This is a genomic window from Malikia granosa (assembly GCF_002980595.1).
Lineage (GTDB): Bacteria > Pseudomonadota > Gammaproteobacteria > Burkholderiales > Burkholderiaceae_C > Malikia > Malikia granosa.
On sequence record NZ_PVLQ01000107.1, the window covers coordinates 1 to 9443 of the forward strand.

The window sequence follows — 9443 nt, forward strand, 5'->3', positions numbered from 1 at the left end:
CAGTTGTGTTAGCGGCTGTAAGTGGTGGGTAAGCGCTGCGGATGCACAATGGCTATAGGGTTGGTGTTCATGGCGCCGACGATGCAAGACGGAGACAGGCATGAAGCAGAAACTGGAGTCGCAACGCCTGCTGGCGCTGTTCGTGGCTGGCTGCCTGCTGCTCAACTATCCCCTGATCGCGCTCTGGAACCGCGAGGCGCTGCTCTGGGGCCTGCCGCTGTTTCCGCTCGCGCTGTTCGCGCTCTGGGCCCTGCTGATCGCGGCGCTGGCCTGGCTCATGGAGCGCCGGCCGGACTGAGTCCGGTTGGCCGGTAACTCCCCCATGTCGCCGCTGCTGATCGTCGCCTGCTCGCTGGCCTATCTGCTGACGCTGGTCGCGGTCGCGGCCTACGGCGACCGGCACGCGGCGGCCGGTAGATCGGTGATCGCCAGCCCCTGGGTCTATGCGCTCTCGATCGCGGTCTACTGCAGTGCCTGGACCTATTTCGGCAGCGTGGGTCGGGCCGCCAGCTCGGGCGTCTGGTTCCTGCCGATCTACCTCGGGCCCATGCTGGCCATGGTGCTGGCCTGGCTGGTGCTGCGCAAGATGCTGCGCATCGCCAAGCGCTACCGCATCACCTCGATCGCCGACTTCATTGCCAGCCGCTACGGCAAGAGCCCGCTGCTGGCCGGACTGGTCACGCTGATCACGGTGGTCGGCATCGTCCCTTACATCGCGCTGCAGCTCAAGGGGGTCTCGGTCGCCTACGACCTGCTGACCGCCGTTCCCGGCAGCTCCGCCCAGCCGCGCGCCTGGTGGCAGGAGAGCACCTTCTATCTCGCGCTCGCGCTGGCCGGCTTCACCATGGTGTTCGGCACCCGCCATCTCGACAGCAGCGAGCGCCATGAAGGCCTGGTGGCGGCAGTGGCCTTCGAGTCACTGGTCAAGCTGCTGGCCTTCCTGGCCGTCGGCAGCTATGTCAGCTGGGGCCTGTTCGATGGCGTGGATGACATCTTCGCGCGCGCCCTGGAGCGGCCCGAACTGGCCAGCCTGCTGGCGCCGGGATCCAGTGGCGGCTTCGACCATACGCAATGGTTCGCGCTGACCCTGCTGGCCATGCTGTCGGTGATCCTGCTGCCGCGCCAGTTCCAGGTCATGGTGGTCGAGAACGTCGACGAGCGTCACCTGCGGCGCGCGGCCTGGGTCTTTCCGCTCTACCTGCTGCTGATCAACCTGTTCGTGCTGCCGATCGCGCTGGGCGGCCTGCTGCATTTCGGCCCCGGCCAGGCCGATCCCGATACCTTCCTGCTCTCGCTGCCGCTCAGCCAGGGCCAGCCGGCGCTCACCCTGCTGGCCTTCATCGGCGGCCTGTCGGCGGCCACCGGCATGGTGATCGTCGAGACCATCGCCGTCTCGACCATGGTCTGCAACGACCTGGTGGTGCCGGTGCTGCTGCGCACGCGTCGCTGGTCCGAGGGAGGACGCGATCTGACACGCGCCATCCGCAACACCCGCCGGCTCGCCATCCTGGCCGTGCTGCTGCTGGGCTACCTGTATTACCGCCTGGCCGGCGAGGCCTATGCCCTGGTCAGCATCGGCCTGATCAGCTTTGCCGCAGTGGCCCAGTTCGCGCCCGCGCTGTTCGGCGGCATGTACTGGCGCGGCGCCACCCGCCCCGGTGCCTTCGCCGGCCTGCTGGCGGGCTTCGCGCTCTGGTGCTACACCCTGATGCTGCCTTCGCTGGCCAAGTCGGGCTGGATGGCTGACGGCTTCCTGCGCGATGGCTTATGGGGCCTGGCCTGGCTCAGGCCGGAGGCCTTGTTCGGCCTGGGCGGCCTCGACCCCTTGACCCATTCCCTGTTCTGGAGCCTGCTGGCCAACGCCGGCCTGTATGTCGGCGTCTCGCTCTGGCGCAGCCCCTCGGTGGCCGAGGCCAGCCAGGCGCTGCTGTTCGTCGACGTGTTCGAGCGCAGCAACCAGTTGCAGCCGGTGTTCTGGCGCGGCCAGGCCAGCGTCGCCAGCCTGCTGGCGCTGGCCGAGCGCTTCCTGGGGCCTGTGCGCGCGCGCGAGCTGTTCGAGCGCTTCGCCCGCCAGCGCGGCATCGACCAGATCGAGCGCCTGCCGGCCGATGCCGAACTGGTCCATTTCGTCGAGACCCAGCTCACCGGCGCGATCGGCAGCGCCTCGGCCCGGGTCATGGTCGCCTCGGTGGTTGAGGAGGAGGCGCTGGGGCTGCAGGACCTGCTCGACATGGTCGAGGAGGCCAAGCGTCTGCTGCTGCATTCGCGCGAGCTGGAGGAAAAATCGCTCTCGCTCGAGCGCGCCAGCGCCGAGCTGCGCGCGGCCAACGAGCAGCTCAAGAGCCTGGACCGGCTCAAGGACGACTTCATGTCCTCCGTCACCCATGAGCTGCGCACGCCGCTGACCTCGATCCGTGCCCTGGCCGAGCTGATGCGCGACGATGCGCGCGCCGAGGCCGATGGCGCGCGCGCCATGCGCCTGGAGCAGCGGCAGAACTTCCTTGCCATCATCGTCGCCGAGACCGAGCGCCTGGGCCGGCTCGTCAACCAGGTGCTCGACCTGGCCAAGATCGAGTCCGGCCATGCCGAGTGGCACAACGCCGAACTCGACCTGGCCGAGCTGATCCGCCGCAGCGCGCAGACCGTCGCCGAGCTGCTGCGCGAGCGCGGTGCGCAGCTCAGCCTCGACCTGCCCGTTGCGCCCCTGATGCTGCGCGCCGACCCCGACCGCCTGACCCAGGTGATGATCAACCTGCTCTCGAACGCGGCCAAGTTCGTGCCCGAGGGCGGCGGCCAGATCCGGATCCGCCTGGCCCGCCAGTCAGACCGCGTCGTGGTCGAAGTGCAGGACAATGGGCCGGGGGTGGCGCCCGAGCAGCAGGCGCTGGTGTTCGAGAAGTTCCGCCAGGGCGGCGACAGCAGCCAGCGCCCGCAGGGCACCGGACTGGGCCTGCCGATCAGCCGCCAGATCGTCGAGCATTTCGGCGGCCGCATCGAGCTGCGATCGCAGCCGGGGCAGGGCGCCTGCTTCAGCTTCTGGCTGCCGCTGGGCGTACCCGATAACGACAAGACTGGAGACCGCGCATGAGCGCCAAGATACTGATCGCCGACGACGAGCCCAACATCCTGCTATCGCTCGAATTCCTGATGCAGCGCGAGGGCTACCAGGTGCTGGTCGCGCGCGACGGCCAGCAGGCGCTCGACGCCATCCTGCAACAGCGCCCCGACCTGGTCCTGCTCGATGTCATGATGCCGAAGAAGAGCGGCTTCGACGTGCTGCAGGCCGTGCGCGAGCACGACGAGCTCGCCGGCCTCCGCATCCTGATGCTGACCGCCAAGGGCCGCGACACCGACATGGCCAAGGGCCTGGCGCTGGGCGCCGACGACTACATGACCAAGCCCTTCTCGACCCGAGAGCTGGTCGAGAAGGTGCGCGCCCTGCTCGGAGCGGGCGCATGATCCGGCCCGGTCGCACCGACCGGCGCCTGTGGCTGCTGCTGGCCGTCGCGGCGCTGGCCTCGGTCGCCTGGCTGGCGCTGACCTTCGCGCTGGTCGCCGCCACCCTGGAGCCGCAGCCGCGCCAGGCCGCCTTCGAGCTGATCGGCCCGCACCTGGCGCTGGTCGGCCTGACCTGGGCCGGTGGCATCGCCGCCATCGCCTATGGCCTCAAGCGCTGGTTCGACTTCTGGGTCACGCCCTCGGTACGGCTGGCCGAGGAGGCGCAGATCCTGCTGCGTACCGACGTGGTGCGCGAGCTCGCGCCGGCCGGCAACCCCGAGACCCGCGCCCTGGCCAAGCTGTTCAACCAGCTGGTCGAGCAGCGTGAAACCCTGCGGCGCGAGATGGACGGCAAGGTCCAGGCCGCCGCCCAGCGCATCGAGGAGGAGAAATCGCGCCTGGCCGCGCTGATGGCCGAGCTGACCCAGAGCGTGGTGGTCTGCAACCTCGACGGCCGCATCCTGCTCTACAACCAGCGCGCGCGGGCCCAGTTCCGCGACCTCGTGCCAGCCAGCCAGGCCAGCGCGCCGGGCCAGGCTGGACCTTCAGCACAGCCCGCTGCCGGCGCCGGCCTGCTCGGACTGGGCCGCTCCATCCATGACCTGTTCGAGCGCCAGCTGGTCGAGCACGCGCTGGAGAACGTGCGCCAGCGCATGCGGCGCGGCGCTCCCCAGCCCTCGGCCCAGTTCGTCACCATCACGCCCGCCGGCCAGCTGCTGCGGGTCCAGCTCGCGCCGGTGCGTCCGGCCGCCGGCAGCGCGGCCGACCAGGACATCGCGGGCTATGTGCTGATGCTCGACGACGCCATGCCCGACTACCAGCAGGTGGCCGAGCGCGACCGCGCGCTGCAGGCCCTGACCGAGGGCAGCCGGGCCTCGCTGGCCAGCATCCAGGCCGCGCTTGAGATGCTCGACTTCCCCGACCTCGAGCCCGCCATGCGCGAGCGCTTCCTGCGCGTGGTGCGCGACGAGGCACAGGCCATGGGCGAGCGGCTCAAGCCCCTGGTCAGCGAGGCCTCCGAGCGCCTGTCCAGCCGCTGGCCGATGGAGGACATGCTGGGCAGCGACTTCGTCACCGCCGCGCTGCGCCGCATCGAGCAGCAGACCGGCCTGTCGGTGCGCGCAGCCGAGCTCGACCCCGCCGCCTGGCTGCGCATCGAGAGCTTCAGCCTGCTGCAGGCCCTGATCTATCTGGCGGCGCGGCTGCAGGACGAGTTCGCGGTCCGCTTCGTCCAGTTGCGGCTGCAGCCGGTGCCCAGCGGCACGGCCCGCGTCCATCTCGACCTGCTGTGGGTCGGGCCCGCGATCAGCACCGAGACCGTCATGGGCTGGGAGCTCGATCCGGTGCGCATCGGCCAGGAGGCCTATTCCTTCTCGGTGCGCGACGTGGTCGAGCGCCACGGCGGCGCGCTCTGGTTCGAGCGCGACCGCGCCAGCCACCTGTCCTTCTTCCGCTTCCTGCTGCCGGGCGTCTCGCCCCGGCAGGCCGCCGTCCCGCCCGAGGCCGGACCTGCCGAGCCCGCCGGCCGGCCCGAGTTCTATGACTTCGACCTGTTCAGCCGCTCCGAGCAGGCCAGCGCGCTCGACGACCGCCCGCTGCTCGACCTGGTCTATACCGTCTTCGACACCGAGACCACTGGCCTGAATCCGGCCGGCGGCGACCAGATCCTGCAGATCGGTGCCGCCCGCATCGTCAACGGCAAGCTGCTGCGCCAGGAGACCTTCGACCAGCTGGTCGACCCGCAATGCCTGATCCCGCCCGCCGGCATCCCGATCCACGGCATCAGCCAGGACATGGTCCGGGGCCAGCCGACCATAGGGCAGGTGCTGCCGGCCTTCCATGCCTTCGCGCGCGACACGGTGCTGGTCGGACACAACGCGGCCTTCGACATGCGCTTCCTGCAGCTGCTCGAGGCCGACACCGGCATCGCCTTCGACCAGCCGGTGCTCGACACCCTGCTGCTGTCGGCGCTGGTGCACCCGAGCCAGGAGTCGCACCGCATCGAGGCGATCGCGCAGCGCTTCAACCTCGAGGTGCAAGGCCGTCACAACGCGCTGGGCGACGCGCTGGTGACGGCCGAGATCTTCCTGCGCCTGATCCCGCTGCTGGCCGAGAAGGGCATCCACACCCTGGGCCAGGCGCGCGCCGCCGCGCAGCAGACCTATTACGCGCGGCTCAAGTACTGAAGGCGGGGCAGGGGGCAGCCGGCCTCATCGTGGCGCGAGCGCCAACCGTTGCCCGGCCCGCCCGGCAGTCGTGTCAGTAGTCGAGCCGCTCGGGCTTGATCTCCTGCAGGATGATGGTCGAGATCTCCTCGATCGACTTGCTGGTGGTCGAGAGCCAGCGCACGCCGGCGCGCCGCATCATGGCCTCGGCCTCGCTGACCTCGTAGCGGCAGTTGACCAGGCTGGCATAGCGCGAGTTGGCCTTGCGCTCGTTGCGGATCTCGCTCAGGCGCTCGGGGTTGATGGTCAGACCGAACAGCTTCTTCTTGTAGGGCACCAGCGCCGGCGGCAGCTGGCGGCGCTCGAAGTCCTCCGGGATCAGCGGGTAGTTCGACACCTTGAGCCCGAACTGCATCGCCAGATAGAGCGAGGTCGGTGTCTTGCCGCTGCGACTGACCCCGATCAGGATCAGGTCCGAGTTGGCCAGGTCGACATGGGTCTGGCCGTCGTCATGCGCGAGCGTGAAGTTGATCGCCTCGATCCGGTCGTGGTATTCCTTGCTGCGCGTGACATCCGAGAAGCGGCCGACCCGGTGGTTCGACTTGATGCCGAGCTCGGCCTCGATCGGCGCGATGAAGGTGCCGAACATGTCGATCAGCATGCCCTTGCAGCCGGCCTTGAGCACCGCCAGCACTTCCATGTTGACCACGGTCGTGAAGACCAGCGGCCGGCTGCCATCGACCTTGGCGCAATGGTGGATCTGGTGCACCGCCTGGTGTGCCTTGTCCACGCTGTCGATGAAGGGCATGCGGATGCGGTGCGGCTTGATCTCGAACTGGGCCAGGATCGCGTTGGCGAAGGTCTCGGCCGTGATGCCGGTGCCATCGGAGATGAAGAATGCGGTGCGGTGCGGCATCTGGTACTTACCCTCGGTTCGATTGTCGCGACAAGGTCGGCGCGCAGCCCGCGCGGCCCCTACAATGTTTCCGATTATCCCGAATTGCATCGCCATGCCGCGCCGCGACCGCACAACAGCACAACGACAGGTCAGCGCGCGTCAGCCGGGATCCGGTTTTTTTAACTTAGTGGAGCTTCCCATGTCCCAACTGTTCAGCCCGACCGCCCTGGTCGTGCCTTTCGAGCAACTCCGAATGAGCGACGTCGAGATCGTCGGCGGCAAGAACGCCAGCCTCGGCGAGATGATCTCGCAGCTGCCCGAGGGCGTGCGCGTGCCGACCGGCTTCGCCACCACGGCGCATGCCTTCCGCGAATTCCTGGCCTTCGAGGGCCTGGCCGACAAGATCAGCGCCAAGCTCGCCGCGCTCGACACCGAGGACGTGCGCGAGCTGGCTCGCGTCGGCGCCGAGATCCGCGCCATGGTCGAGGCCCAGCCCTTCCCGGCCGACCTCGAGCAGGCGATCCGCGACGCCTACGCCACGCTCAACGGTGACAGCACCACCGCGACCTACGCCGTGCGTTCCTCCGCCACCGCCGAGGACCTGCCCGATGCGTCCTTCGCCGGCCAGCAGGAGACCTTCCTCAACGTGCACGGCATCGAGGAAGTGCTGCACAAGATGAAGGAGGTCTTCGCCAGCCTCTACAACGACCGCGCGATCAGCTACCGCGTCCACAAGGGCTTCGCGCATGACGTGGTCGCGCTGTCGGCCGGCGTGCAGCGCATGGTGCGCTCCGACCTGGGCGCTGCCGGCGTGATGTTCACCATCGACACCGAGAGCGGCTTCGAGGACGTGGTCTTCATCACCTCCAGCTACGGCCTGGGCGAGACCGTGGTGCAGGGCGCCGTCAACCCGGACGAGTTCTACGTCCACAAGCCGATGCTCAAGGCCGGCAAGCAGGCGCTGATCCGCCGCAACCTCGGCTCCAAGCTGATCGAGATGGTGTTCGCATCGCCCGAGGAGAAGGCGGCGACCGGCAAGCTGGTCAAGACCGTCGAGGTGCCGGTCGAGCAGCGCAACCGCTATTCGCTGACCGACGCCGACGTGCTCGAGCTGGCGCGCTACGCGGTCGTGATCGAGCAGCACTACGGCCGCCCGATGGACATCGAGTGGGGCAAGGACGGCAATGACGGTCAGCTCTACATCCTGCAGGCCCGCCCCGAGACGGTCAAGAGCCAGGCCGCCGGTCAGGTCGAGCTGCGCTACAAGCTGGTCGGCAAGGGCGCCGTGCTGGCCTCGGGCCGTGCCATCGGCCAGAAGATTGGCACCGGCCCGGTGCGCCTGGTGCACAACATCAGCGAGATGGACAAGGTCCAGCCCGGCGACGTGCTGGTGACCGACATGACCGACCCGAACTGGGAGCCGGTCATGAAGCGCGCCAGCGCCATCGTGACCAACCGCGGTGGCCGCACCTGCCACGCCGCCATCATCGCGCGCGAACTCGGCATCCCGGCCGTGGTCGGCTGCGGTGACGCGACCGAGACCCTGACCGAAGGCACGCTGGTCACCGTCAGCTGCGCCGAGGGCGATACCGGCCGCATCTACGACGGCCTGCTCGAGACCGAGGTGTCCGAAGTCAGCCGTGGCCAGATGCCCGAGCTCGACGTCAAGATCATGATGAACGTCGGCAACCCGCAGCTCGCGTTCGACTTCGCGCAGATCCCGAACGGCGGCGTCGGCCTGGCGCGCCTCGAGTTCATCATCAACAACAATATCGGCGTGCACCCGAAGGCGATCCTGGACTATCCGGCCATCGACGCCGACCTGAAGAAGGCGGTCGAGTCGGTGGCGCGCGGCCATGCCAGCCCGCGTGCCTTCTACGTCGACAAGGTCGCCGAGGGCGTGGCCACCATTGCCGCCGCCTTCTGGCCCAAGCCGGTCATCGTGCGCCTGTCCGACTTCAAGAGCAACGAGTACCGCAAGCTCGTCGGCGGCAGCCGCTACGAGCCCGACGAGGAAAACCCGATGCTGGGCTTCCGCGGCGCGGCGCGCTACATCAGCGAGGACTTCGGCGAAGCCTTCGCGATGGAATGCGAGGCGATCAAGCGCGTGCGCGAGACCATGGGCCTGACCAACGTGCAGGTGATGGTGCCCTTCGTGCGCACCCTGAAGCAGGCCGAACGCGTGGTCGACCTGCTGGGCAAGTTCGGCCTGAAGCGTGGCGAGCACGAGCTCAAGCTGATCATGATGTGCGAGATCCCGAGCAACGCCATCCTGGCCGAGCAGTATCTGCAGTTCTTCGACGGCTTCTCGATCGGCTCCAACGACCTGACCCAGCTCACCCTGGGCCTGGACCGCGACTCGGGCCTGGAGCTGCTGGCGCATGACTTCGACGAGCGCGACCCGGCCGTCACCGCCCTGATCAGCCTGGCAATCAAGGCCTGCCGCGCCCAGGGCAAGTACATCGGCATCTGCGGCCAGGGCCCCAGCGACCATCCGGACTTCGCCGAATGGCTGCGCGACCAGGGCATCAGCTCGATCTCGCTCAACCCCGACTCGGTGATCGATACCTGGCAGCAACTGGCGGGCTGATCACTGTTCCGTTCCAGGTCCGCCGAGGGCCTGGTCCAGACCGGCAATGAGGGCCGGCTTGCGTCTGTCTGGGCGCGGGCCGGCTTTTTGACTTTCGTGGCTTGCCGTGCTGAATCACAGCCCGCAAGGCATGGTCACGCCACGCTTGGCCAGTGCCGCGGTGAAGAGGCGCCAGCCGTCGGCGATTTCGGGCAGGGGGTCGTCGCCGCGTTTGCCGCCTTGGAACTGACAAAACTTTTCTATTGCGGTTTGCTTGATTACCCGTGGGTTCTTACTAAGGTTTCCGAAAGTA

General features: G+C 68.3%; 6 protein-coding genes. 5 read left to right on the top strand and 1 reads right to left on the bottom strand.

Going from position 1 to position 9443, the window contains the following annotated elements; all coding sequences use genetic code 11:
• Positions 1–100 precede the first annotated feature (100 nt).
• From C6P64_RS16770 to C6P64_RS16785, 4 genes are read left to right on the top strand one after another with little or no spacing between them, the layout of a single operon-like run.
• Positions 101–298: a hypothetical protein gene (locus C6P64_RS16770; protein ID WP_105749684.1), complete on the top strand. Its 198-nt coding sequence runs from the start codon at positions 101–103 to the stop codon at positions 296–298.
• 24 nt (positions 299–322) lie between these two features.
• On the top strand, positions 323–3088 hold the full coding sequence (locus C6P64_RS16775; protein WP_105749685.1) for a sensor histidine kinase: 2766 nt from the start codon (positions 323–325) through the stop codon (positions 3086–3088).
• Complete coding sequence (locus tag C6P64_RS16780) at positions 3085–3459, top strand: response regulator transcription factor (RefSeq protein ID WP_105749686.1); 375 nt, start codon at positions 3085–3087, stop codon at positions 3457–3459. Before C6P64_RS16775 ends, C6P64_RS16780 begins: the two co-directional genes overlap by 4 nt.
• The gene (locus tag C6P64_RS16785) at positions 3456–5684 is read left to right on the top strand and encodes an exonuclease domain-containing protein (RefSeq protein WP_105749687.1); all 2229 of its coding nucleotides are present in this window, start codon (positions 3456–3458) and stop codon (positions 5682–5684) included. Before C6P64_RS16780 ends, C6P64_RS16785 begins: the two co-directional genes overlap by 4 nt.
• A gap of 73 nt (positions 5685–5757) precedes the next feature.
• On the opposite strand, the gene ppsR is transcribed toward C6P64_RS16785, so the two are convergent.
• On the bottom strand, positions 5758–6579 hold the full coding sequence (ppsR, locus tag C6P64_RS16790) for a posphoenolpyruvate synthetase regulatory kinase/phosphorylase PpsR (RefSeq protein WP_105749688.1): 822 nt from the start codon (positions 6577–6579) through the stop codon (positions 5758–5760).
• Between the two features lie 181 nt (positions 6580–6760).
• On the opposite strand from ppsR, the gene ppsA reads away from it, so the two are divergent.
• Positions 6761–9151: a phosphoenolpyruvate synthase gene (gene ppsA / locus C6P64_RS16795; protein WP_105749689.1), complete on the top strand. Its 2391-nt coding sequence runs from the start codon at positions 6761–6763 to the stop codon at positions 9149–9151.
• Positions 9152–9443: the final 292 nt, after the last annotated feature.